The 24,997-nt window shown below is 70.3% G+C and carries 21 protein-coding genes; 14 read left to right on the forward strand and 7 right to left on the reverse strand.

Going from position 1 to position 24,997, the window contains the following annotated elements; genetic code table 11:
• Nucleotides 1-3: 3 nt before the first annotated feature.
• Nucleotides 4-1,221, reverse strand: a complete 1,218-nt coding sequence (locus DC434_RS08405; protein ID WP_207769935.1) for a glycosyltransferase — start codon at nt 1,219-1,221, stop codon at nt 4-6.
• Between the two features lie 32 nt (nt 1,222-1,253).
• Between DC434_RS08405 and DC434_RS08410 the strand changes: the two genes are divergently transcribed.
• From DC434_RS08410 to DC434_RS08425, 4 genes are read left to right on the forward strand one after another with little or no spacing between them, the layout of a single operon-like run.
• Nucleotides 1,254-2,243, forward strand: a complete 990-nt coding sequence (locus DC434_RS08410; RefSeq protein WP_116634857.1) for an NAD-dependent epimerase/dehydratase family protein — start codon at nt 1,254-1,256, stop codon at nt 2,241-2,243.
• Entirely contained in the window at nt 2,240-3,037 is a 798-nt protein-coding gene (locus DC434_RS08415; RefSeq protein WP_116634858.1) for an MBL fold metallo-hydrolase, read from the forward strand. The genes DC434_RS08410 and DC434_RS08415 overlap by 4 nt, the downstream gene beginning before the upstream one ends.
• Nucleotides 3,037-4,338 (forward strand): F390 synthetase-related protein, encoded by a 1,302-nt coding sequence (locus tag DC434_RS08420; RefSeq protein WP_116634859.1) that lies wholly within the window; start codon nt 3,037-3,039, stop codon nt 4,336-4,338. The genes DC434_RS08415 and DC434_RS08420 overlap by 1 nt, the downstream gene beginning before the upstream one ends.
• A complete protein-coding gene (locus DC434_RS08425) occupies nt 4,325-5,257 on the forward strand; it encodes a 3-oxoacyl-[acyl-carrier-protein] synthase III C-terminal domain-containing protein (RefSeq protein WP_165808035.1) in 933 nt (310 codons plus the stop codon). Before DC434_RS08420 ends, DC434_RS08425 begins: the two co-directional genes overlap by 14 nt.
• A gap of 22 nt (nt 5,258-5,279) precedes the next feature.
• Here DC434_RS08425 and DC434_RS08430 read toward each other — a convergent pair whose 3' ends face one another.
• Nucleotides 5,280-7,721: a DNA topoisomerase IV subunit A gene (locus tag DC434_RS08430; protein ID WP_116634861.1), complete on the reverse strand. Its 2,442-nt coding sequence runs from the start codon at nt 7,719-7,721 to the stop codon at nt 5,280-5,282.
• A gap of 44 nt (nt 7,722-7,765) precedes the next feature.
• Here DC434_RS08430 and DC434_RS08435 point away from each other — a divergent pair, with 44 nt between their 5' ends.
• On the forward strand, nt 7,766-8,887 hold the full coding sequence (locus tag DC434_RS08435) for a nucleotide pyrophosphatase/phosphodiesterase family protein (protein WP_165808036.1): 1,122 nt from the start codon (nt 7,766-7,768) through the stop codon (nt 8,885-8,887).
• A 9-nt stretch (nt 8,888-8,896) separates the two neighbouring features.
• On the opposite strand, the gene sepH is transcribed toward DC434_RS08435, so the two are convergent.
• Nucleotides 8,897-9,943 carry a septation protein SepH gene (gene sepH, locus DC434_RS08440; protein WP_116634862.1) on the reverse strand — a complete coding sequence of 349 codons (1,047 nt, stop codon included), beginning with the start codon at nt 9,941-9,943 and terminating at the stop codon, nt 8,897-8,899.
• A 198-nt stretch (nt 9,944-10,141) separates the two neighbouring features.
• On the opposite strand from sepH, the gene DC434_RS08445 reads away from it, so the two are divergent.
• Nucleotides 10,142-10,435 carry a DUF4193 domain-containing protein gene (locus DC434_RS08445; RefSeq protein WP_105725536.1) on the forward strand — a complete coding sequence of 98 codons (294 nt, stop codon included), beginning with the start codon at nt 10,142-10,144 and terminating at the stop codon, nt 10,433-10,435.
• Nucleotides 10,436-10,509: 74 nt separating this feature from the next.
• Here DC434_RS08445 and DC434_RS08450 read toward each other — a convergent pair whose 3' ends face one another.
• Nucleotides 10,510-10,971, reverse strand: coding sequence for a DUF3093 family protein (locus tag DC434_RS08450; RefSeq protein WP_116634863.1), 462 nt, complete (start codon nt 10,969-10,971; stop codon nt 10,510-10,512).
• Nucleotides 10,972-10,983: 12 nt separating this feature from the next.
• Between DC434_RS08450 and dut the strand changes: the two genes are divergently transcribed.
• From dut to dxs, 5 genes are all read left to right on the forward strand, one after another.
• Nucleotides 10,984-11,451 carry a dUTP diphosphatase gene (gene dut, locus DC434_RS08455; protein WP_165808037.1) on the forward strand — a complete coding sequence of 156 codons (468 nt, stop codon included), beginning with the start codon at nt 10,984-10,986 and terminating at the stop codon, nt 11,449-11,451.
• Nucleotides 11,451-12,038, forward strand: a complete 588-nt coding sequence (locus tag DC434_RS08460) for a DUF3710 domain-containing protein (protein WP_116634865.1) — start codon at nt 11,451-11,453, stop codon at nt 12,036-12,038. The genes dut and DC434_RS08460 overlap by 1 nt, the downstream gene beginning before the upstream one ends.
• Nucleotides 12,035-12,769, forward strand: coding sequence for a DUF3159 domain-containing protein (locus DC434_RS08465; RefSeq protein WP_207769936.1), 735 nt, complete (start codon nt 12,035-12,037; stop codon nt 12,767-12,769). The genes DC434_RS08460 and DC434_RS08465 overlap by 4 nt, the downstream gene beginning before the upstream one ends.
• Before the next feature lie 153 nt (nt 12,770-12,922).
• Nucleotides 12,923-15,760, forward strand: coding sequence for an aconitate hydratase (locus DC434_RS08470; RefSeq protein WP_116634866.1), 2,838 nt, complete (start codon nt 12,923-12,925; stop codon nt 15,758-15,760).
• A 158-nt stretch (nt 15,761-15,918) separates the two neighbouring features.
• Complete coding sequence (gene dxs, locus DC434_RS08475; protein WP_116634867.1) at nt 15,919-17,859, forward strand: 1-deoxy-D-xylulose-5-phosphate synthase; 1,941 nt, start codon at nt 15,919-15,921, stop codon at nt 17,857-17,859.
• Between the two features lie 29 nt (nt 17,860-17,888).
• On the opposite strand, the gene DC434_RS08480 is transcribed toward dxs, so the two are convergent.
• From DC434_RS08480 to DC434_RS08490, 3 genes are all read right to left on the reverse strand, one after another.
• Nucleotides 17,889-18,581, reverse strand: a complete 693-nt coding sequence (locus DC434_RS08480; protein WP_116635386.1) for a hypothetical protein — start codon at nt 18,579-18,581, stop codon at nt 17,889-17,891.
• Between the two features lie 100 nt (nt 18,582-18,681).
• A complete protein-coding gene (locus DC434_RS08485) occupies nt 18,682-20,151 on the reverse strand; it encodes a glycerol-3-phosphate dehydrogenase/oxidase (RefSeq protein ID WP_116634868.1) in 1,470 nt (489 codons plus the stop codon).
• The gene (locus DC434_RS08490) at nt 20,148-20,756 is read right to left on the reverse strand and encodes a TetR/AcrR family transcriptional regulator (protein WP_116634869.1); all 609 of its coding nucleotides are present in this window, start codon (nt 20,754-20,756) and stop codon (nt 20,148-20,150) included. Before DC434_RS08490 ends, DC434_RS08485 begins: the two co-directional genes overlap by 4 nt.
• Nucleotides 20,757-20,776: 20 nt before the next feature.
• On the opposite strand from DC434_RS08490, the gene DC434_RS08495 reads away from it, so the two are divergent.
• Genes DC434_RS08495 through DC434_RS08505 form a run of 3 tightly spaced genes read left to right on the forward strand, consistent with a single transcriptional unit; the run spans nt 20,777 to nt 24,952 of the window.
• Complete coding sequence (locus tag DC434_RS08495; RefSeq protein ID WP_243408869.1) at nt 20,777-22,411, forward strand: FAD-binding oxidoreductase; 1,635 nt, start codon at nt 20,777-20,779, stop codon at nt 22,409-22,411.
• A 1-nt stretch (nt 22,412) separates the two neighbouring features.
• On the forward strand, nt 22,413-23,318 hold the full coding sequence (locus tag DC434_RS08500; protein WP_116634870.1) for a YegS/Rv2252/BmrU family lipid kinase: 906 nt from the start codon (nt 22,413-22,415) through the stop codon (nt 23,316-23,318).
• On the forward strand, nt 23,315-24,952 hold the full coding sequence (locus DC434_RS08505; RefSeq protein WP_116634871.1) for a GMC family oxidoreductase: 1,638 nt from the start codon (nt 23,315-23,317) through the stop codon (nt 24,950-24,952). The genes DC434_RS08500 and DC434_RS08505 overlap by 4 nt, the downstream gene beginning before the upstream one ends.
• Nucleotides 24,953-24,997 lie beyond the last annotated feature (45 nt).

The raw sequence follows: 24,997 nt of genomic DNA on the forward strand, positions 1-24,997 counted from the left end.
GCGTCAGCGGACCGTCGCGAGGGCTGCCTCGTAGACGCCGACGAGCGCGGCGCGATGCGTGGTCTGCGCGACCTGCACGCGGTGCGCGACGGCGGCGGCGCTGAGTCTGGTCACCTCGGCGGGATCGTCGCGCAGCCCTGCCAGGGCGACGGCGAGGCCCGCGGCATCCGGAGTCGGCGTCACGCTCCCGCCGCCCGGCGGCAGGGTCTCCGCCAGATCGGGATCGGTGACGATCACGGGAAGACCGGAGGCGATCGCCTCGAGCAGCACCATCGGCTGGTTGTCGAAGTCGAGCGAGCTCGAGACCAGCACGTGCGCCCGACGCATCGCCGCGAGGACCTCGGACTGCGGGACCGGGCCGTGCACGTGGACGCGACCGTCGGCGCCGCCCGCCGCCCGCCGCGATACCGCACCTCGGGAGATCCCGTCGCCGTACAGGTGCGCCACGACGCCCGGCACCCGGGCGACGGCGTCGAGGAAGACCTCGGGGCGCTTCTCGGGTGACAGCCGTCCGCACCACATGACCTGCAGATGCTCGCCCGGGGCGACCGTGCGCGCGACGGGCTCGCCGATGTCGTCGAGCACGGACGCCTCGAGGCCGTTCGACAGCACCGTGATCGGGGTGTCGACGCCCTGGGCGAGGAGCTTCTCCGCGAAATGCGCGGACGGAACGATCACCTGATCGGCATGGTTCGCCTGACTGACCATGAGCCGCCACATCCGCCGGGCCGTCCGCGTGCGGGTGTACGAGGACGTGACGTCGACCCGCGCACGCTCGTGGCTCATCCGCCGGCGGTGCATCCCGGCCAGCAGCGCCGTGGTCACGCTCGGCAGCGGGAGGACCGAGCTCGTGTAGACGTCGATCCGGCCGTGCATGGTCTGCACGATCGGGATGCCCGACGCCCTGGCGGCCTCGAACCCCGCCAGCGCGGCGAACATCTCGGTGTGCACGTGCACGACGTCGACCGCGCGGCGGCGCAGCTCGTCCTGCAGGAACGCGGCGGCGGCCGTGGGCGTCCAGGTGAACGGGTAGCCGTCGGGGGCGAAGCCCCGGGCGGTCGGAAGCCGGACGACGGCGGGATCGGAGCTCGGCGCGGAGAGCGGGGCGAAGACCAGGACGTCGTGTCCGTTCCGCTCCAGCTCCTCCCGGTGCGCCTTGATCACCGTCTGCACCCCGCCGAGCGTCGGCAGGTAGTAGTCGGTGACCATGGCGATGCGCACCCCCTCAGACTAGGGCCGCTATGGTGAGGAGCATGTCCGGAGCCCGTGTGCTGGTGACGGGGGCGAGCGGGTTCCTCGGCGGTCACGTCGTGCGTGATCTGCGGGCACACGGGTTCGAGGTGTTCGCCGCCGGACGCGATGCTGCCGCCCTCGCCGCGGTCGCCGACGGGGAGCACCGCGTCATCGGCGATCTGGCGTCTCTCGCGTCTGCGGAGCTCCCGGTCGACGCGGTGATCCACTGCGCCGCCCTCTCGACGCCCTGGGGACCATGGAAGGCGTTCCGCGAGGCGAACATCGAGGGCACGGCGCACGTCGTCGAGTTCGCCCGCCGCAACGGCGTGCGCCGCATCGTGCACGTCTCCTCGCCGAGCGTCTACGCGGCGCCGCGCGATCGCCTCGCCATCCGCGAGGACGATGTGGACCACGGCAACCGCCTCAACGGATACATCCGCTCGAAGATCGCCGCCGAGGGCCTTCTCCAGGATGCTCGCCGCGCGGCCGCGTTCCCCGAGCTCGTGATCGTGCGACCCCGGGGGCTCATCGGCGCCGGCGACCCGAGCCTGGTCCCGCGTCTGCTCGACGTGCATCGTCGTGTCGGGATCCCTCTGTTCGACGGGGGAGGGAACCTGATCGACGTCACGGCTGTCGAGAACGTGGCGACCGCCCTCCGGCTCGCGCTCGATGCCGGCGATCCCGCGGGCGGCGTGTACAACATCAGCAACGACGATCCTCGTCCGTTCCGCGACCTGCTCGCCGAACTGCTGCGGCTCGTGGGGGAGACGCCCCGGATGCGCCCCATGAGCAGACGGTTCGCGTGGGTACTGGCGGCGGTCCTCGAGGCCGTCTTCCGGGTGGTGCCGGGTCGCCCGGAACCGCCGCTCACCCGCTACACGCTCAGCACGATCGCGTACTCGCAGACGCTCGATCTGACGCGGGCGAAGGCCGAGCTCGGCTACCGACCGCTCGTCTCGCTCGACGAGGCGCTCGCCCGTGCGGCGGCCGATCAGAGGGCGCACGCATGAGCGCGCGGCTGCGGCACTACGTCTGCGGGAGCACGGCGCACGACCTCTCCGCCATGTTCCGCGGCGGCGCGCACGAGTCGCGCGAGTTCCCCTCCGGTGTCTTCCTCTTCGACGGACCGGAGGGTCGCCGCGTCCTCTTCGACACGGGCTATGCGCCGGGAGCATGGGACACCGGGTGGCGGGGCGCCGCGTACCGCCGTCTGCTCCCGCCCCAGGTCGCACCCGACGACGACATCGCTCGACAGCTGGCCGACGACGGCGTCGATCCGTCATCCGTCACCCACGTCGTGCTCTCCCACCTGCACCCCGATCACATCGGCGGGATCCGGCGATTCCCGGGGGCGACGTTCGTGATCACCGCCGGACAGCGCAGGTCGCTGGCGGCGCCGCGGCTGCGTACCGGCATCCTCACCGGACTGCTCCCGGACTGGTTCGACGATGCGACGCGGATCGTCCTCGACGACGCCGACTTCCCCGTGCGGCACGTCGGCGGCATCGCGCTGCGGGGCGCCGACCTCTTCGGAGACGGCTCCTATCTCGTCGTAGATCTCCCCGGACACGCGGACGGGCACATCGGCGCCCTGGTGGACGGGCGCGTCCTGCTCGCCGGCGATGCCGCCTGGGGGCGAGACCTGCTCGGGGCGACCGCCGACCTCCGCACGATCCCTCGAGCCGTGCAGCACGATCACCGCGCCTATCGCCGCACGGCGGCACTGCTGGAGGATGCGTCCGCCGCCGGCATCCGCATCGTCTGCAGCCACGACCCCCTCGGCGCGAAGGAGCTGCTGGACTGATGTCGACGGTGCGCATCCTGCGGGAGTTCGTCGCTGTGCGGTGGGTGCGGCGTCTGCGCACGCGCGCCGCGGTCGAACGGCGCCAGGCGAGGCTCCTGCGGCGTCATCTGCGTTTCCTGCGCCGCCGATCGCCGTACTTCGGACGACTGCTCGAGACGCACTCCTTCGCGCAGCTCCCGCTCATGGACAAGAGCGTGATGATGGGTCGCTTCGACGAGATCAACACGGTCGGCGTGCAGCGCGACGAGGCGCTGGCCCTGGCCATCGCGAACGAGCGGTCCCGCGAGTTCGACGCCGACCTGGGGGAGAACTCGGTCGGCCTCTCCAGCGGCACCAGCGGACACCGTGGACTCTTCATCGTCAGCCCCAGGGAGCGGGACGCCTGGGTCGGCACCGTGCTCGCGCGGACGCTGCCGCGTGGACGACTCACGGGCCATCGCATCGCGCTCTTCCTGCGCGCCGACAACAGCCTGTACGAATCGGTCGGCTCCAAGGCGGTGTCGTTCTCCTACTTCGACGTGTACGCCGACATGGACGAGAACATCCGCCGCCTCGAGGCCTTCCGGCCGACCATCCTCGTCGCACCGCCGTCTGTCCTCCGCCTGATCGCCCGTGCGGCGGATGCCGATCGCCTCGGGACCGTTCCGCAGAAGGTGTACGCGGTCGCCGAGGTGCTCGAGATCGCGGACGAGGCGCGCATCGCCACGTCGCTGCGCCAGTCGAGGATCCACCAGCTCTATCAGTGCACCGAGGGCTTCCTCGCGCACACCTGTGAGGCGGGCGTGATCCACCTGAACGAGGACAGCGTCATCGTCGAGCGCGAGCAGCTCGACGACCGGCGGTTCACGCCGATCGTCACGGATATCCGCCGCCGCGCGCAGCCGATCGTGCGCTACCGTCTCGGCGACGTGCTCCGTGCCCGCACCGAGCCGTGTCCGTGCGGGAGCGCCCTCGCGGCGATCGAGCGCATCGAGGGGCGGGAGGGGGACACCCTGGTGTTCCGCGGGCTCGACGGCCGCCGTGTCCCGGTGTTCGCCGACGTGATGTCGCGCGCGCTGCTCTATGCCGAGGGGTTCGACGAGTATCGAGTGGTGCAGACGAACGCGTCGCTCCTCGAGATCTCCCTGGACGTGCTCGATGATCGGACGACGGGCAGCGTCACCGCCGAAGTGCAGGCTCTCGCCGAGCGACTGGGCTGCGAGCGGCCGGAGATCGTCTTCCTGCCGTACACGCGGGACGGATCGGTGAAGCTGCGCCGAGTGGCGCGGACCTGGAGGGGGGATGCCGATGAGGAACTGTGAGATCGTCGGCTGGGGCAGCGTGCTGCCGCAGCAGACCGTGCGCTTCGGCGACGAGGTGCGCTATCGCATCGCGGAGGACGTGTCGCATCTGGACATGCTTGCCGGCGCGTGCGAGCGGGCGCTGGCTCGCGCCGGCATCGGCATCGAGGACGTGGATCTCGTCCTCGGGGCGTCGGCGGCGGGCATCCAGCCCATCCCGTGCACGGCGGCACTGGTCCTCGAGAGACTGACCCTCGAGGGGCATGCGGCGGCGTTCGACGTGAATTCGACCTGCACCAGCTTCATCACGGCGCTCGACGTCGCGTCGCGGTACCTCGACTCCGGCGATCACGAGACGATCCTCGTGTTCTCGGGAGACGTCGGGACACGGTTCCTGAATCCCGCCCAGCGCGAGAGTTACGAGCTGTTCAGCGATGCCGCCGCGGCCGTCGTGCTGCGCCGATCGGACGACCCGTCGCGGGGCGTGATCGCCAGTGCTCAGCAGACCTGGCCTGCCTATGCGCACGATACGGAGATCCGTGGCGGGCTGTCGCGCTCACCGGCGCAGCTCTATGCGGAGGCCGACCCCGGCGACTACCTCTTCGACATGGACGGCCGTCGTGCGCTCCTCGGCATGATGCGCGTCCTGCCGGGATTCTTCGAGCGGTTCCATGAACGCCACGGCATCGACTACGACGACGTGGCGCTGTGGGTCCCGCATCAGGCCTCTGCCGCGCTCGGACCCATGCTCGACCGTCTCGGCATCCCGGCGGAGCGCCGCGTCGACGAGGTCGCCGCGTTCGGGAACATGGTGTCGGCCTCGGTGCCGTTCATGCTGACCCGGGCTCTCGAGGCGGGCCGTGTGGGCGCCGGCGACATCGTGATCCTCTGCGGAACCGCCGCCGGGCTCACCGCGAACGTGCTCGCGCTGCGTCTCTGATGCCGAGGGCGTCGCCCATCGGTCAGACGATCGTGCGGCCGATGCTGCCGATGACCCCGTCGATCGGCTGACCGGAGGCGTCACGACGTGCGCCGGGCTCGGGGAGCTTGCGCACCGCGCCGGTCGGGTCGACGGCCTGCGCGGGGTTCGGCCCGACCCAGGCGACCGTGAGACGGTCCTCGCCCTTCAGGAACGAGTGCGCCCGAACGCCGCCGGTCGCGCGTCCCTTCGCCGGGTACTCGGTGAACGCCGAGACCTTGGCCCGACCGGGGTCGGTGCCCGGCAGGATGCTGTCGCCGCCCGAGACCGTCGCGACGACCGCGTCGGAGCCCGCGGCGACCACGCCGAAGAAGAGGACGGAGGCACCGGCGGAGAGCTTGACGCCCGCCATTCCGCCGGCAGGGGCACCCTGCGGACGGACCGCGGACGCCGCGAAGTGCAGCAGCTGCGCATCGGTCGTCACGAAGACGAGCTCGGCATCGTCCGCTGCCTCCGCCGCACCGACCACCGTGTCACCGGGCTTCATGCCGATGACTTCGAGCTCGGGGCGGACCGGGAGGGCCGACGGGACGATTCGCTTCACGGTGCCCTGAGCCGTGCCGAGCGCGATCGGCGTCTCGCTGTTGAAGCGCACGAAGCCGATGATCCGCTCGTTCTTCGACAGGAGGCCGAGATAGTCGCGCAGAGGCGTCCCCGCCGCGAGCTGCACCGATGTCGCCGGCACGGACGGCAGGTCGACGGGGGAGAAGCGCATGACACGCCCTGCGCTGGTCAGCGCGCCGAGCTCCGCGCGCACCGTCGTCTCGACGGTCGTCAGGATCGCGTCGTGCTTGCTCCGACGGGCCGGAACACTCAGCTCCTGCCCCTCGACGAGATCGACGCGCACGGCGCGGCCGGTCGTGGAGAGCACGAGCACGGTCGGGGCGTCGGCGATCTGCAGATCGACCGATCCCTTCGTGGCGCGCGGCTTCGGGGGAGCGGCGTTCATGAGGAGGGTGCGACGCGGGGTGCCGTAGGCATCGGCGGCGGCATCGAGCTCCCGGGCGACGACCGCTCGGAGGAGCACCGGGCTCTCCAGCAGTTCGCGCAGCGCGGCGATCTCCGCGAGCAGGGAGTCCCGCTCCGCCTCCAGCTCGATGCGGGAGAACTTGGTGAGTCGACGCAGGCGCAGCTCGAGGATGTACTCGGCCTGCAGCTCGCTGAGGTCGAACACCGAGCGCAGCCGGGTGCGGGCCTGCTCGGAGTCGTCGGACGAGCGGATGACCTGGATGACCTCGTCGATGTCGAGGATCGCGATGAGAAGTCCCTCGACCAGGTGCAGTCGCTCCTCGCGACGCGCCAGACGGTAGCGGCTGCGACGCGTGATGACCTCGAGACGGTGGCCGACGTAGACGCTCAGCATCTCCTTGAGGCCGAGCGTGCGCGGCTGCCCGTCGACGAGGGCGACGTTGTTGATGCTGAAGGAGTCCTCCAGCGGCGTCAGCCGGTAGAGCTGATCGAGGACGGCGTTGGGGTCGAAGCCGGTCTTGATGCCGATCGCGACGCGCAGTCCGTGGTTGCGGTCGGTGAGGTCGGTGACGTCGCTGATCCCCTGCAGCTTCTTCGCCTGGACCGCGTCACGGATCTTCTCGATGAGGCGCTCCGGGCCGACCATGTAGGGCAGCTCCGAGACGATGATGCCGGTCCGCCGCGGACCGAGCGGCTCGACCGAGACCTTGCCGCGCACCTTGAGCGCGCCGCGGCCGTTCGTGTACGCGTCCTTGACGCCGTCGAGGCCCATCAGGATGCCGCCGGACGGGAAGTCCGGACCCGGGACGAACTCCATGAGCTCCTCGGTGGTGGCATCCGGGTTCTCGAGCAGGTGCGTCGCGGCGGCGACGACCTCGATGAGGTTGTGCGGCGCCATGTTGGTCGCCATGCCGACGGCGATGCCGCTGGCGCCGTTGACGAGGAGGTTCGGGAAGGCCGCCGGCAGCACCGCCGGCTGCTGGAACTGCCCGTCGTAGTTCGGGATGAAGTCGACGACGTCCTCGTCGAGGTTCTCGGTCAGAGCCATCGCGGGGGCTGCGAGGCGGGCCTCGGTGTATCGCGCGGCGGCCGGGCCGTCGTCGAGCGAGCCGAAGTTGCCGTGCCCGTCGACCAGCGGCACGCGCAGCGCCCACTCCTGGGCGAGCCGCACGAGGGCGTCGTAGATCGCGGTGTCGCCGTGAGGGTGCAGCTTTCCCATGACCTCGCCGACGACACGGGCGCTCTTGACGTGGCCGCGATCGGGACGCAGGCCCATCTCGGCCATCTGGTACAGGATGCGGCGCTGCACGGGCTTCAGACCGTCGCGCGCGTCGGGCAGGGCGCGCGAGTAGATCACCGAGTACGCGTACTCGAGGAACGAGCCCTGCATCTCGCTTCCGAGGTCGATGTCCTGGATGCGTTCCTCGACGGGCTCGGGCGGCGGGGTTTTCGGCATGGACTTCCTGGGGGCGTAGAGGAGCCTGTGTCAGACTGGCTCGGATGTCCTTCATGCTACCGTCCGAGTCGCCCGGAGCCCGGAGCATCGTCGGGGTGGCGGGCGACCTGTTCGCCGCGCTGCGCGGCGAATCCGACCTGCTGCCGCGCGCGGACTCCGTGGTGCTCGTCGTGATCGACGGCCTCGGCGCGATCAGCCTCCGCGCGCACGCCGGCCACGCCAGGGCGCTGACGTCGGGCATGGCGAAGCGCGACGTCGCGCACTCGGTCTTCCCCTCGACGACGGCCGCGGCGCTCACGAGCATCGTCACGGGGGCGTGGCCGGGCGAGCACGGTCTCGTCGGGTACCGCGTGCTCGATCCGAGCCGTGACGTGCTGGTCAATCAGCTGAGCGGCTGGGAGACCGACGGGATCGACCCGCTGGTCTGGCAGCCCGCGGAGACGATCTTCGAGCGCGCGGCCGCGCGAGGACACGGGAGCTTCGCGGTGGGGGTCGCGGCCTACGCCCGCAGCGGCTTCACCAGGGCCACACTGCGCGGCGCCGAGTTCGTCTCCGCCACGACTCCTGCGGATCGCGTGGCGACCGCCTACGACCTCGCGCAGCGGCATCCGGGGTCCCTCGTGTACTGCTACCTGCCGGAGGTCGACAAGGCCGGGCACAAGCACGGCGTCGACTCGCCCGAATGGGTGACCGCGCTGGAGGACATCGACGCGGCTCTCGCTGTGCGTGCACCGGCGGGCGTCGGGGTGCTGGTCACCTCCGACCACGGGATGGTCGATGTCCCGGCGAATCGTCAGATCGTTCTCGAGGAGGAGCATCTCGTCGGCATCCGCCACGTGGGGGGAGAGCCGCGGATGCTGCACGTCTACCTGGAACCGGATGCCGAACGCGCCGCGGTCACCGCGCGCTGGCGCGCCGATCTGGACGGCGCGGCCGATGTCATCACGCGTGACGAGGCGATCGGACACGGTCTGTTCGGCCCGACGGTCAGCGTTGCGGCGTCATCACGGATCGGCGACCTGCTGGTCGTGCCACGCGGTGCGGGCGCCCTGTACGACGGGACGGCGGCGGATCAGCGCGGCCGCGGGATGGTCGGACAGCACGGCGGGCTCACGCCCGAAGAGCGTCAGGTTCCGCTGATCCGGCTCGGAGCCTTCGCCCGCTGAGATCCGACGTCACTCGTCGGTGCGGGCGCCGAAGACGATCTCGTCCCAGGACGGCATCGCGTTCCGACGTCGACGACGTGCACCGCCGTCGGTCGCATCGGCGCCGGACGGCTTGGGAGTCGGGGCTGCGGGCTCCGGCTCGTCGGCCGGCTGATCGAAGGCGTCGAACAGCGAGATCGGGCTCTGTCCGCCGTCGGACTCGTCGACGTCGTCGATCAGGGGAGCGGTCTCGCGCTGACCGCGCCGGCGCCGGAGCGCCTCGAGCAGGTCGGCGGTCTCGGGATTGGTCCTCGGGGATTCCGGCGCGCGGTTGATCGCCGCGTCCTGAGCCGCGGCGTCGGAGCGCTCGGGCAGAGACGGGTCCTCGACGCCGCCGTCCGGAGCGGGGAGCAGCCGAGGGCCGAAGGCTCCGGAGTCGAACCTGCTCTCGTCCTTGTACGGCGAGGTGGTGCGCTCGGGATCCACGGCTCGCAGCCGGGGGATGAGTCCTTCGGGCAGCGAGCCCTGGCGCGAGAGCTGAGTGGCGTCGGCGTTGAGCGGCGCCAGCGCGCTGCGACGGGGGTCGAAGCTCCAGCGCGCGTCATGGTCGACGTCGTTGGCGGTGAACTCCAGCTTGATGACCCAGCCGGACTCCTCCTTCCAGCTCGCCCAGCGCTCGGAGGACGCGGCGACGTCGGCGAGCTTGTCGCGCACGGCGGCGCCGAATGTCGGCTGCGCGTCGGGCTCGACCTCGCTCCCGATCAGGACCGGCACGGCGAGCGCCTGCCCGATGATGTGCTCGCGCTCCGCGAGGACCGGACCTTCGAAGCGTGCGACGTCGTCGACGCTGATCCCGAGGAGCTCGGAGACCTCGGTCGCGGTGAGTCCGGCGCGGATCTGCGCCTGGATGTCCCGAGGACTCGCGGCGAGCCGCTGACCCGCCGGCTCGGCCTGGCGAGTGGCGCGTCGGATCTCACGCTGCAGCACGTCGTCGATGGGCAGCGCGAAGCGCTCGCCCGACTCGGTGGCGAGTACGAGCACTCCTGCCTCTGTGCCGACGATGGTGACGTTTTCCATGCGAATGCCCCTCTGATGGGTGTGCGTTCATGGTGCCACGCGACGGCCGCTGCGACCGGGAATAGCCTGGGCGTGCCGTGAGTTTGGTATGTCGCACGGACCGGCATTTGCTTATTGCGTTCGGGTCGTGCAAACTATGGCCGCCGATTACCCGACGGCGCACCACCCACTCGCACCATGAAAGTGGAGATCTACCGCATGGCAACCGATTACGACGCTCCCCGCAAGAGTGAAGACGACTCCGAGTCGATCGAAGCCCTCAAGGAGCGTGTGCCGGACAAATCCTCCGGCTCAAGCGGGGACGAGGACTCCGACAACCCGTCGAACTTCGACCTGCCCGGTGCCGACCTCTCCGACCTCGAGCTCGACGTCGTCGTGCTGCCCGCGCAGCAGGACGAGTTCACATGCATGAGCTGCTTCCTCGTGAAGCACCGCTCGCAGCTCGACCACGAGGGCGCATCCGGGCCCATCTGCAAGGAGTGCGCTGCGTAGCAGCCCTCTGAGCGACGTCTCACGCGCCCCCGATCACTCCGATCAGGGGCGCGCTGTCGTCTGCGGCGCGCTTCTCAGCGTGCAGCGCGGATGGCGGCGGCGAGGCGGTCCGGCGTCCTGCTGGAGATCGTCCAGGCCTCGACCGGGTCGTCCTGGTCGCTGTTCGGCACGACCACGATGCCGTCGATGCCCCCGCGGATGAGGTGCCAGCCGCGCGCCGGGAGGCCGGGGCCGCGGGCCTGCCGGGCATCCGCTCCGGTCAGCGCGACGGGATCGCCGAGGAAGCGGGCATCGATGTGCGCGCGGCCGACGCGCAGCGTCGTGCCCTCGACGGAGACCACCGGGGCGGCGGCGATGAAGGCCGTCACGAGGAGCGCCGAGACGGCGGCTCCGGCGATCAGCGCGACGGTCGAGCCGACCGGCACGAAGATGAGCGAGACCATGGGTCCGGCGAGGGCGACGGTGACGAGCAGCCAGAGGCTGGGAGCGAGCCGTTCACGGTAGCGCGGACGTGCGTCTGTGGCGGTGTTCTGCATTAGCCTCATGGGGTGACCGATTCCGTTGATGTCCCCATTATCGCCGCTGTGGTCCCCGGATACGCCCACCCGGGCGACGCCGGTGCCGACCTGGTGGCCGCGGAGGCCGTCCGTCTGGAGCCGGGAGAGCGCGCCCTCGTCGCCACCGGCGTGCGCATCGCGCTGCCCGACGGGTACGCCGCGTTCGTCGTGCCGCGGAGCGGACTCGCGGCGAAGCACGGCATCTCGATCGTCAACTCGCCCGGCACCGTCGATGCCGGGTACCGCGGTGAGATCAAGGTGAGCCTGATCAACACCGACATCCGGAACGCGTACGATGTGGCCGTCGGCGATCGCATCGCGCAGCTGATCGTCATGCCCGTGACACGCGCCACGTTCATCCCGGTCGACGAGCTGCCCGACAGCGTCCGCGGTGACGGGGGCTTCGGCTCCACCGGATACCAGGCAGGGCTCCACCAGAACGAAGCAGGACAAGGCTGATGACAGACAACAACGCGACTCCCTCGAAGTCGGCGCCGGACGATCGCGCCACCGAAGGTCCCTTCGACGACTCGGAGGCGAACCCGGTCCGGCCCTACATCGACCTCGGCGGGATCAAGATCCTGCCGCGCGAGGGGCTGAACCTGCGCCTCGAGGTCGAGGAGCAGTCCAAGCGGATCGTGGCCGTGGGCCTCGACTATGCGGACTCCTCGCTGCAGGTGCAGCCGTTCGCGGCGCCGCGATCCGGCGGGCTCTGGGACGAGACCCGCGTGCAGCTGCGCGACCAGGTCAAGGCGCAGGGCGGGCGGGTCGAGGAGCGCGAGGGCGCCCTGGGCAAGGAGCTGCTGGCCGAGGTGCCGGCCACCGCGAACGAGGGATCGGGCCTCCGGCTCGCCAGGTTCATCGGGATCGACGGACCGCGCTGGTTCCTGCGCGGTGTGATCGGCGGGGCCGGTGCATCCGACCCGGAGGCGGCGGCCAAGGTCGAGGACCTCTTCCGTTCGATCGTGGTCGTCCGCGGCAGCGCCCCCATGCCCCCGCGCGACCTGATCCCCCTGAAGATGCCGGCGACGCCGGGATCCGCGTGACCGAGCCGGGACCCGACGCCCAGCGCGAGCAGAGCGCGTCGGAGATCCTCGGCGCCGCCCTCGGCGGTGCTGCGCGCCGCGCCGGTCTGGATCCGGCCGAGAGCGCGACCACCCACAAAGTTGTCTGGTCCGCGATCGGCGGATGGCGCGGCATCCTGGAATCCGTCCTCCCCAGCCTGGCGTTCGTGATCCTCTTCACGATCAAGCCGGAGCCGCTGATCCTCGCCCTCGGGGTGTCTGTCGGCCTCGCCGCGGTCTTCACGGTCGTGCGCCTGCTGCAGAAGTCCCCGCCCTCGGCCGCGCTCGGCGGCCTCATCGCCGCCGCCGCTGCGGCGGCCCTGGCGCTGTGGACCGGGCGCGGGCAGGACAACTTCGTCCCCGGTCTCATCACGAACGCGGCCTACGGCACCGTGATCCTCGTATCCGCCTTGATCGGCTGGTCGCTGATCGGGATCGCCGCCGGATTCCTGATGGGCGAGGGGACGGCCTGGCGTGCCGATCGGCGCAAGCGCAGGGCGTTCTTCTGGCTCGGCATCGCCTGGGCGGCGCTGTTCTTCGCCCGCCTCGCCGTGCAGCTGCCGCTCTATCTCACCGAGCAGGTCACGGCACTCGGCACTCTGAAGCTCATCATGGGTCTCCCGCTGTTCGCGCCGCTGATCGCGGTCACCTGGTTGGTGGTCCGCGCGCTCTATCCGCGCGCGTCGGGGAACGACGAGCCCGCCGAGGCGTGATAGATTTATCTTGACATCAAGATAAATTGCAGGCTTTCGCCGGCGACTCCCGCGGGGCAGACTGGTTAGGTCCGCCTTCCTAGCCGCAGGGGCTCACTGGCGAGCAAGATGGAGGCGCCTGTCGCTCCCATCCGAATAGAAGGAGACGGATTCGTGTCCACGGTGAACAGCTTCGGTGCCAAGAGCACCCTGACGGTCGGCAGCACCGACTACGAGATCTTCCGCATCGACACGGTGCCCGGTTTCGAGAAGCTCCCCTTCAGTCTCAAGGTCCTCCTGGAGAACCTGCTCCGCACCGAGGACGGCGCGAACGTGACGAAGGCGCAGATCGAGGCGCTCGGGTCCTGGGATGCCGCGGCGGAGCCGAACACCGAGATCCAGTTCACGCCGGCCCGCGTGGTCATGCAGGACTTCACGGGTGTTCCGTGCATTGTCGACCTCGCCACCATGCGTGAGGCCGTCACGGCTCTCGGCGGCGACGCCAACAAGATCAACCCGCTCTCGCCGGCCGAGATGGTCATCGACCACTCGGTCATCGCCGACCTCTTCGGCTCCGAGAACGCTCTCGAGCGCAACGTCGAGATCGAGTACGAGCGCAACGGCGAGCGCTACCAGTTCCTCCGCTGGGGTCAGACGGCCTTCAGCGACTTCAAGGTCGTCCCCCCGGGCACCGGCATCGTCCACCAGGTGAACATCGAGCACCTGGCGAAGGTCATCTACGACCGCACCGTCGACGGCGTGCTCCGCGCGTACCCCGACACCTGCGTCGGCACCGACTCGCACACCACGATGGTCAACGGACTGGGCGTGCTGGGCTGGGGCGTCGGCGGCATCGAGGCCGAGGCCGCGATGCTCGGTCAGCCCGTGTCGATGCTGATCCCGCGCGTCGTGGGCTTCAAGCTCAGCGGCGAGATCCCCGCCGGCGTCACCGCGACCGACGTCGTCCTGACGATCACCGACCTGCTGCGCAAGCACGGCGTCGTCGGCAAGTTCGTCGAGTTCTACGGCGAGGGCGTGGCATCCGTCCCGCTCGCCAACCGCGCGACCATCGGCAACATGTCGCCCGAGTTCGGCTCCACCGCCGCGATCTTCCCGATCGACGACGTCACCCTCGACTACCTGCGCCTCACCGGTCGCAGCGAAGAGGCCGTCGCTCTCGTCGAGTCGTACGCGAAGGAGCAGAAGCTCTGGCACGACGCGTCGCACGAGCCGACCTTCAGCGAGTACCTCGAGCTCGACCTCGGCACCGTCGTCCCGTCGATCGCTGGACCGAAGCGCCCGCAGGACCGCATCCTCCTCTCGGAGGCGAAGTCGCAGTTCGAGCAGGACATCCTGGCCTACGCGTCGGCGTCGACCTCGGACTCCGTCGTCGATCTCGAGTCGAAGCACTCCTTCCCGGCATCCGACCCGGGTTCTGTCCCCGGCGAGGAGGAGCCCACGACGACGCGCCCGGTGCACATCAACAGCGGTGCACCGGCCAACGCCTCGAAGCCCGTGCCGGTCACGACGCCGTCGGGGGAGAAGTACATCCTCGACAACGGCGCCGTCACGCTCGCCGCCATCACCTCGTGCACGAACACCTCGAACCCCTCGGTCATGATCGCCGCCGGCCTGGTGGCCCGCAAGGCGCTCGAGAAGGGCCTGAAGCAGAAGCCGTGGGTCAAGACCACGCTCGGCCCGGGTTCGAAGGTCGTCACGGACTACTACGAGAAGTCCGGCCTCGACAAGGACCTCGAGGGTCTCGGCTTCTACACGGTCGGCTACGGCTGCACGATCTGCATCGGAAACTCCGGACCGCTGATCGAAGAGGTCTCCGAGGCGATCAACTCGCACGACCTGGCCGTGACCGCCGTGCTCTCCGGAAACCGCAACTTCGAGGGCCGCATCAGCCCCGACGTGAAGATGAACTACCTCGCCAGCCCGCCGCTGGTGATCGCCTACGCTCTCGCGGGCTCGATGCACTTCGACTTCGAGAACGACGCCCTGGGCAAGGGCACCGACGGCGAGGACGTGTTCCTCCGGGACATCTGGCCCACGCCGGCCGAGGTGCAGGAGCTCGTCGACTCGTCGATCTCCCGTGAGCAGTTCATCAAGCAGTACGCGACCGTGTTCGACGGCGACGAGCGCTGGAAGAGCCTGCCGACCCCGGACGACGCGATCTTCCAGTGGGACGACAACTCCACCTACGTCCGCAAGGCTCCGTACTTCGACGGCATGACGATGGAGCTCACCCCGGTGCGCGACATCGAGGGCGCCCGGGTGATGGCGACGCTCGGCGACTCGGTCACGACCGACCACATCTCGCCGGCCGGCAACATCAAGGCCGGCACCCCCGCGGCGCAGTACCTCACCGAGCACGGCGTCGACCGCAAGGACTTCAACTCCTTCGGCTCGCGACGCGGCAACCACGAGGTCATGATCCGCGGAACCTTCGCGAACATCCGCCTGAAGAACCTGATGGTGTCGGCGGTCAACGACGGCCAGGTCGTCGAAGGCGGCTACACCCGCGACTTCACGCAGCCGGGTGGCCCGCAGTCGTACATCTACGACGCGAGCATGAACTACCAGGAGCAGGGCACCCCGCTCGTCATCTTCGGCGGCAAGGAGTACGGCTCCGGCTCGTCGCGTGACTGGGCCGCCAAGGGCACGAGCCTGCTGGGCGTCAAGGCGGTCATCACCGAGAGCTTCGAGCGCATCCACCGCTCGAACCTCATCGGCATGGGCGTCGTCCCGCTGCAGTTCCCCGCCGGCGAGAGCTGGGAGTCCCTCGGCCTCGACGGGACCGAGGTCGTTTCGATCACGGGTCTCGAGGAGCTGAACGAGGGCGTCACGCCCAAGACGGTGCGTGTGACCGCGACCCCGAGCGAGAACTCGCCCGAGGGCAAGCAGACCGTGGAGTTCGACGCGGTCGTCCGCATCGACACCCCCGGTGAGGCGGACTACTACCGCAACGGCGGCATCCTGCAGTACGTGCTGCGCTCGCTCGTCTGAGCATGGTCCGAGAGAGGGGCCCGCGTCTTCGGATGCGGGTCCCTCTCCGCATGTCAAGGGGTCTCCGCTCTCCGAGCTTTCCCGGTCGGGCGCGATAGGATCGAGGGGACGCCCGGCCCCTGTCGGACGGCACGGACACAGCCTGTGAGGAGGTGCAGATGCCCATTCTTCCGAGCATCTCAGGACCCCGTGATCTGGACGCGCTGTCCACCGAACAGCTGGACGAGCTCGCTGCGGAGATCCGCACGTTCCTCGTCGAGAACGTGTCCCGCACGGGAGGGCACCTCGGACCGAACCTCGGTGTGGTCGAGCTGACGATCGCTCTCCACCGCGTCTTCTCCTCGCCGGACGACCCGTTCATCTTCGACACGGGTCACCAGTCCTACGTGCACAAGCTGCTCACCGGGCGGCAGGACTTCTCGGGCCTCCGCGTCCGCGGCGGACTCGCAGGGTATCCGCAGCGCAGCGAGAGCGCGCACGACGTGGTCGAGTCCTCGCACGCCTCGAGTTCGCTCAGCTGGGCTGACGGCATCTCCCGCGCTCTGACGGCGACGGGACGGGCCGACCGCCACGTGGTCGCCGTGGTGGGTGACGGCTCCCTCACGGGTGGGATGACCTGGGAGGCGTTGAACAACATCTCCGACGACAACGACCGCAACCTCGTGATCGTGGTGAACGACAACGGCCGCTCCTACGCGCCGACCATCGGCGGCATGTCGCGCTATCTGAACCGGGTGCGCACCGCTGCGGCCTACAAGGAGCTCCATCACAAGTCGGACCGCCTGTTCCGCGCCTTCGGACCCGTCGGGCGCGCGGTGTTCCGCGGTGTCCGCGGCGGCACGCATGGCTTCCTCTCGCGCTTCACCAACAACGAGGCGCTGTATTCCAATCTCGACATCAAGTACCTCGGTCCGGTCGACGGGCACGATCTCCCCGCCCTGCTGGAGACTCTCGAGCTCGCGAAGTCCTACGGGGCCCCGGTCATCGTGCACGCCATCACCGAGAAGGGCCGCGGCTACCAGCCCGCCCGCGATGATGAGGCCGACCAGTTCCATGCGGTCGGACGCATTGATCCGGCCACAGGCGAGGAGCTCTCGTCCGGGGGACGCAGCTGGACCGATGTGTTCTCCGACTCGCTCGTCTCGATCGGAGAGCGCCGCACCGACGTCATCGCCATGACCGCGGCGATGCTCCGGCCGACGGGTCTCGCGCCGTTCGCGGAGCGCTTCCCTGACCGCGTCTACGACGTCGGCATCGCCGAGCAGCATGCCGTCGCCTCCGCGGCAGGGCTGGCCTTCGGCGGCCTGCACCCGGTGGTGGCGCTGTACGCGACCTTCATGGGCCGCGCTTTCGACCAGGTGCTGATGGATGTCGCCCTGCACCGCGCCGGCGTCACGTTCGTACTCGACCGTGCCGGCGTGACCGGGCCGGACGGCCCCAGCCATCACGGCATGTGGGATCTCGCGATGCTCCAGATCGTGCCGCACATCCGGATCGCCGCGCCTCGAGACGCCGCGCGGCTCGCCGAGGCCCTCGAGGAGGCGGTCGACGTCGACGACGCACCGACCGTGATCCGGTTCCCGAAGGGAGAGGTCGCGAAGGACATCCCGGCCATCGAACGCCGGGACGACGGCGTCGATGTGCTCGCCCGCGGCGAGTCCGAGGACGTGCTGATCGTCGCGATCGGACCTTTCGCCGCGCTGGCCATGGACGTCGCCGACCGGCTCCGCGCACAGGGGATCGGCGCGACGGTGATCGACCCGCGCTGGGCGATCCCGGTGCAGCCGTCCGTCGTGAGCCTCGCCGCGCAGCATCGTCTGGTGATCACGCTCGAGGACGGCATCCGTGTCGGCGGCATCGGCACACGCGTGCGACAGGTGCTCCGCGAGGCCGGGATCGACACCGCGGTCGACGAACTGGGCCTGCCGGACGAGTTCATCGACCACGCCTCCCGCGATCAGATCCTCACGGATGCGGGGCTGACGTCGTCGAAGATCGCGCAGGACATCGTCTCTCAGGTGCTCGGCACCCGGATCCCGGTGGCGCGTCAGACGGGTGAGACCGAGGCGATCGATCTGCCGCTCCGCGAACGGCGCTGAGCGGGCTTCCGCGCACGACCGGCGCAGCTTCAGTTCAGGGCGTGCAGGGCGGCGACGACCTCGGGCGCGCTGTCGGTGCCGCGGATGGCCTGCGACAGCAGGTAGCCGTCGGTGAGGGCGTCTCCGGTGATGAGCACCTCGACGACCTCGACACCGCACGCCGCACGGACCTTCTCGCCGCACATCGCCAACACCGTGGTGCTCAGCTCGTCGTTGCGGGGGAGCTCGGCTCCCTCGAGTGAGCGCACCGCGTCGCGCAGCGCCGCGGAGATGATGTTGGCGGCGCGCTCGGTGACGTTGACGACGTCGAGCTCGAACACCCGCAGGTCACGTCCCGACACGACGGGTCGCCATTCGAACGACGCATGCACGAGGTGCTGATGCCCGGAGGCCGCGGTGAGCTGCCGGGCGGGCAGGTCTGTCGCGCGGCACCGCACGTCGATGAGCTTGTACCAGTAGAACAGCGGGAAGGCGCCGTGCGAGCCGGGCGTGAGCACGACGACCTCGCCGACGCCGGGAGCTGCGGCCTTGCCCAGGCGTGCGCGGCGGATGATCGGTTTGCCGTTGCGCGTCCGGATCGCCGCCCAGCCCTCATCGACGGTCACGATGAACAGCTTCAACATGGCCGGAACCACGAGGAGGACCGTGAGGACCGCCGTCCCGGTCTTGACCAGTCCGCCCATCGCGCCACCGCTGCTGAAGATGCTGAAGATCGCGTCCACGCTCATACTCTGCACGTCCTGACGACGTCCGAGCCCCCGTGAAGCGTCCGCGCACCCGATGTTCACGTGGATTTCGCGGCCGATTCCTCTCCTGGTCTTCTCAGTCGATCTGTGCCAGCGTCTGCGCGACGATCTCTTCGACGGCGTGCCTGCTGCGGTCGCTATCAGCGTCGACGAGCCCGATCCGCGTCCGTCGCTCCATCACGTCGTCCACGGTCATCGCGCCCTCGGCCCGCACGGCGAACTCGATCTCCGCCCGGGTGATCGCGATGCCCTCCGCGACTTCGGCTCCCGCGTCCGCGATGCGGGCGCGGCCCACCATATCTTCCTCGATCAGACGGATCGACGCCGAGCGGCTCGGCGCGGGACTCAGACCGCGCGTTCGCACCGCGAGGTCCACGGCATCCTCGGCCATCCGCCGGTAGGTGGTGAGCTTGCCGCCGAGGACGGTGACGAATCCGCCGTCGGAGACGGCGACCAGATGCCGTCTCGAGACATCGGCGGTGGTGTCAGCGCCGTTGTCGACCAGGGGGCGCAGACCGGCGAAGGCCCCGCGCACCTGATCGCGACGGATGGGCGTCGACACCACGCGGTTGAGGGTGGAGAGGAGGAAGGCGATCTCGGGCTCGGTGGCTTCCGCGACACGGGGCACGGGTCCGGGTGCGCTCTCGTCGGTGAGCCCCACGATGACGCGGCCTCCTCTCTGGGGGAGCGCGAACACGTAGCGGCTGATCGAGCCCTCGTGCGGGATGGTGAGGGCGGCGGACGGATGCCCGAGGTCCGCCGCATCGAGCACGATGTGCGTTCCTCGGCTGGGACGCACCGAGATGGCGTTGTCGAGCGTGCCCGCCCAGACGCCGGTCGCATTGATGACGCTGCGCGCGCGGATCTCGAATCGTTCGCCGGTGAGCTCGTCGGTCACGGCGGCCCCGTCGGATCGCAGCTGCTCCGCGCGAACCCGGGTGAGGATGCGCGCGCCCATTCCGGCCGCCGTCCGCGCAACCGTCACGACGAGCCTTGCGTCGTCGACGAGCTGCCCGTCGTAGGACAGCATTCCGCCGCGGAGTCCCCGTGCGTCGAGCGCGGGGAAGAGTCGCCGTGCGGTGCGGGCGGCGACCGGACGAGGTGCCGGGAGTACCGACCGCGACGTGCGCGCCTGCATGCGCAGGAGGTCGCCGAGTGCCATGCCCACCGCGCCGGCGCTCCGCTGCCGCCAGGTCACGCCGGGGCGGAACGGCAGCAGCTGGGCCAGCGGACGGATGAGGTGCGGCGCGATCGTCGTCATGAGCAGATGGCGCTCCTGCGCGCTCTCCTTCGCGGTGGCCACATCGCCGGTCGCGAGGTAGCGGAGCCCGCCGTGCACGAGCTTCGAGCTGAACCGGCTGGTGCCGAAGGCGAGGTCCTCGGCTTCGATGAGAGTCACGCTCAACCCGCGGGACGCGGCGTCGAGCGCAACCCCTGCTCCGGTGATACCGCCGCCGACCACGAGCACATCGGCCACCTCGAGCGAGGACTCCTGCAGCTCTCTGCGACGGCGGCGAGGATCGAGATCGGGCGACGAGTGGCTCATGCCCGCAGATGTCCGTCGAGCGCCGCACGCAGTTCGCGCTCCCAGGCGGCTTCATCGATCAGGTCGGCGACCGTGCCGTGCGAGATCACGGCGGACTGAGCGATCAGGAGCAGCATCACCGCGATCTCCTGCGGCTCTCCCGCGCGCACCGAGCCGTCGTCCTGCGCGGCTGCGATGGCGGCGGCGAGCCACTGGAGGATCATGCGCTGGCTGGAGCCGACACGCTGCAGCGTGTAGCGGGTGAAGGCCTCGGGCTCGTCGTCGAGCAGGCGGCTGTACACCGCGTCGGTCCGGAAGAGGGCGGTGAACCGCATGACGTCGTCGACCAATGCCGCGCGGGTGCGAGCCGGAGCGGGGAACTGATCGATGAGTCCGATCACGCGACGCAGAAGTGCGGAGCGCACGACGTCGTCGGCGTCGTTCCAGCTGCGGTAGATCGTCGGTCGACTCAGTGACGACTTCCGAGCGAGCTCGGCGATGGTGACGCCGTGGACTCCGCGTCGGCTGATGAGGGCGTCGGCGGCGTCGAGGACGCGCGCCTGCGTCGCGTCCCAGTGCGGACGATCGGTGAGGAGAGCGGAGCTTCCTGGTTGACGTTCTTCCATGATCTGTCACACTGTAACGCATGGAGCAAGAGAACGGCAGAGGCGCCGACGCCGGGCCGATGCGCTGGAACGGCTGGGGAGATCCCGCAAAGGCCCACGATCTGCCTCGCGCAGTGCGGGCCCTTCTCCCGCTTCTGCTGGGCCGCCTCCGCCGCCCGCCTGCCGCGGTCGAGCTGGATCACGTCCGTATCGCCGACAGCGCTCTGACAGCGGATGACCTCGCGAGCTTCGCCGCCGTCGTCGGACTCGGCGAGGTCGATGCGAGCCCCGATGCGCGGATCCGACACGCCGGGGGCCGTTCGACCCCCGATCTCCTCCGCCGCAGGCAGCCCGGTCAGCAGGTGCCGGACGCGGTCGTCCGCCCGGGGAGCCACGACGAGGTGCGTGCCTGCCTCGTCGTCGCCGCCGATCGTGACATCGCGGTCATTCCCTTCGGCGGCGGCACGAGCGTGGTCGGCGCGCTCGACCCCGAGCGTGGCGCACACCACGCGGTCGTCAGCCTGGATCTCCGGCGCCTCAGCGGGCTCCTGCAGCTCGACGAGGTCAGCGGCGAAGCCGTGCTCGCCGCGGGGACCACGGGCCCCGAGGCTGAGGCGCTGCTGTCGAGGCACGGCCTCGAGCTGGGGCACTATCCGCAGAGCTTCCGCTATGCGACGATCGGCGGGTTCGCCGCCGCACGCTCGTCCGGACAGAACTCGGCCGGCTACGGCCGCTTCGACACGATGGTGACCGGCATCCGCGTCGCGACGCCCACCGGGGACGTGGAGCTCGGCCGTTCACCGGGTTCCGCTGCGGGGCCGGACCTCGTGCGTCTCTTCCTCGGCTCGGAGGGGATCTTCGGCGTGATCACCGAGGTGCGCGTGCGCGTGCACCCGGTGCCGAAGGACAGGGTGTTCGAGGCCTGGTCGTTCCCCGACTTCGCGAGCGGTGCGGAGGGACTGCGCCGGGTCGCGCAGCAAGGCGGGGGACCGACCGTGATCCGGCTGTCCGACGAGGCGGAGACCGCGGTGAGCCTGGCGCAGGTCGGCCGCATCGGGAAGGCGCTCGCGAAGGGCGCGAGCGTCGTGACCGTGTACGAGGGCGATGGCATCGGCGAGAGGCGGGAGCGCACCGCGGCGCTGCTGGCCGCGGCCGGCGGGACCTCGTCCGGCCAGGGGGCAGCGGAGGACTGGTTGTCCGGTCGCTTCGACGGACCCTATCTCCGCGACTCCCTCCTCGATGCGGGCGTCTTCTGCGAGACGCTGGAGACGGCGACGACCTGGGCGAACCTGCACGCCCTGCGAACCGCGGTCACGGACGCGCTGCGCACGGGCTTCGCGGATGCCGGTGCGAAGTCCTCCGTGATGTGTCATGTCTCGCACATCTACCCCACGGGGGCCTCGCTGTACTTCACCGTGCTCGCCGGCATCCGCTCCGATCCGCTGACCGTCTGGGAACCGGTGAAGGCGCGGGCGAACGACGCGATCCTCGCGGCCGGCGGCACCATCAGCCACCATCACGCCGTGGGACGCGATCACGCACCGTGGTTGGCGCAGGAGATCGGCGAGACAGGGGTCCGCATCCTGGCGGCCGTCAAGCGGGAGCTCGACCCGCGCGGCATCATGAATCCCGGAGCCGTGATCGGCGCGCAGCCGCACACCGAGAGGATCGGCTGACGTGGGGCATATCGCACTCCTCTCGAACCCGTACGCCGGGAAGGGGCGGGGCGGTCAGGCCACGGATGCCGCCGTGTCGCACCTGCGCTCGCGCGGATCGGAGGTGCGGGTCTACACCGGCGACTCCGCGTCGGCGACCGTCGAGCTCGCTGCACGAGCCGTCGACGAAGGTCCCGACGTGCTGGTCGTCGTCGGGGGAGACGGCACGCTGTCCGGAATCCTCGACGTGGTGTGCGCCGCCTCCGTGCCCGTCGCGCTCGTCGCCGCCGGCACGGGCAACGACCTCGCCCGTGCGCTGGGGCTGCCACGGCACGATCCTGCAGCGGCGGCGGAACTCGCACTGACCGGGACGGGTCGCGTGCTCGACGTCGGCGAGGTGACGACCGCCGACCGCTCCGCGCGGTTCCTCACGGTCGCGGCGTTGGGATTCGACGCGAAGGTGAGCGACCGCACGAACCGGCTGCGCTGGCCGCACGGGGCCCTCCGCTACTATCTGGCGCTCGTCATCGAGCTCGTTCGCCTCCGGCCTCTGCGCTTCACGGTCGCCGTGGACGGCGAGACGCCGGAGACGGCGCTCGGCACGCTCGTCGCCGTGGGCAACACGGCGAGCTACGGGGGCGGCATGCCGGTGTGCGCGGGCGCGACGCCGGATGACGGGATGCTCGATCTGGTGCAGGTCGCACGGCTCGGGCGTCTGCGGCTCCTGCGGCTGTTCCCGCTGCTGCTGCGCGGACGGCACCTCTCACGACCGGAAGTGCGTCATCGTCGAGTGCGGATGGTGACGGTGAGCGCGCCCGGTCTCGTGGTCTACGCCGACGGCGAGCGTCTCGGCGAGGACGAGTGCACCATCTCGCTGTGTCCGGCAGCGTTCACTGTCCTGACCCCGGCCGAGGGAGTTCTCGCGTGACCGGGTTCGATGAGGACGTCGTGATCGTCGGATCCGGGTTCGGCGGCGCGGTCGCCGCACTCCGGCTCACCGAGAAGGGACATCGGGTGCGGGTGTTCGAGGCGGGACGGCGCTTCGAGGACGAGGACTTCGCGAAGACGAGCTGGGACGTGCGCCGCTACCTCTGGGCGCCGGGCCTCGGATGCTTCGGCGTGCAGCGCATCCACCGCCTGCCGCACGTGATGATCCTCGCCGGGGCCGGTGTGGGCGGCGGTTCACTCAACTACGCGAACACCCTCTATCAGCCCGGCGGAGCGTTCTTCGCCGACCGGCAGTGGGCAGGGATCGCCGACTGGGAGACCGAGCTCGCACCCCACTACGCGACGGCGAAGCGGATGCTGGGCGTCGTCGAGCGCTATCCGCACAGCGGACCCGTGGAGCGGATCATGGCCGGGGCCGCCGAGGATCTCGGGGTGGGCAGCACCTTCCGTCATGCGCCCGTCGGCGTCTGGTTCGGGAAGCCGGGGGAGCGCAGCGCTGATCCGTTCTTCGGCGGGGAGGGACCGGAGCGCACCGGATGCACGCTCTGCGGCAACTGCATGGTCGGATGCCGGGTCGGCGCGAAGAACACCCTGATGAAGAACTACCTCGCCCTCGCCGAGCGCCGTGGCGCGATCATCGAGCCGCTGCGTACCGTGACCGAGGTTCGGGCGCTCGCGGGCGGCGGGTTCGCCGTCACCACGCGCCGCAGCGGCGCGTGGCTGCGACGCGGGCAGCGCACCGTGACCGCGCGTGAGGTCGTGCTCGCCGCCGGCACCTGGGGCACGCAGCAGCTGCTGCACCGGATGAAGCACACCGGGGCGCTCCCGCACGTGTCCGATGCCATGGGCCGGCTCACCCGCACCAACTCCGAGGCACTGGACGGCGCCGTGGCGACGAGGGTGCCGGAATCCCTCGCCCTGGCCAGCGGAGTGGCGATCACGACGTCGTTCCACGTGGACGAGCGCACCCACGTCGAGAACGTCCGCTACGGCCCGGGCTCGAATCTGATGGGCGCGCTCGCGACCGTGATGGTGCCGGGCGACCGTTCACTCGCCCGGAGGCTCGGCGGGGTCGTGGTCCGGGCTCTGCGGTCGCCGATACGCCAGTTCCGCCTGGGGTCGCTGCGGCGTTGGAGCGAGCGCGGGATCATCGCTCTGGTGATGCAGACAGCCGACAACTCGCTCACGCTCTCCCTGCGGCGTCGGTTCGGGCGTCTCACGATGACCAGCGCTCAGGGGCACGGTGAGCCGAATCCGAGCCATCTGCCTCAGGCTCATCGCGCAGCACGCGCCATCGCCGCCCGGATGCGCAGCGAGGGCGGCGTTCCCGCCGAGGCTCGAGGATCGTGGCCCGAGGTGTTCGGCATCCCGCTCACCGCGCACTTCCTGGGCGGCGCAGTGATCTCCGCCTCGCCGGCGGACGGGGTGATCGATTCCTATCACCGCGTGTGGGGTCATCCCGGACTCCACGTGGTCGACGGTGCCGCCGTGCCGGCGAACCCGGGTGTGAACCCCTCGCTGACCATCACGGCGCTGGCGGAGCGGGCGCTGTTCTTCTGGCCGCGCGCGGGGGATGACGACGAGCGTCCGCCGCAGACTCCTGTCGCCGGCTGATCGGCCGGTGAACCGAGAACGCCCCTCCGACGCTCGCGCGTCGGA

The organism is Microbacterium sp. TPD7012 (genome assembly GCF_003075395.1).
Classification (GTDB): domain Bacteria; phylum Actinomycetota; class Actinomycetes; order Actinomycetales; family Microbacteriaceae; genus Microbacterium.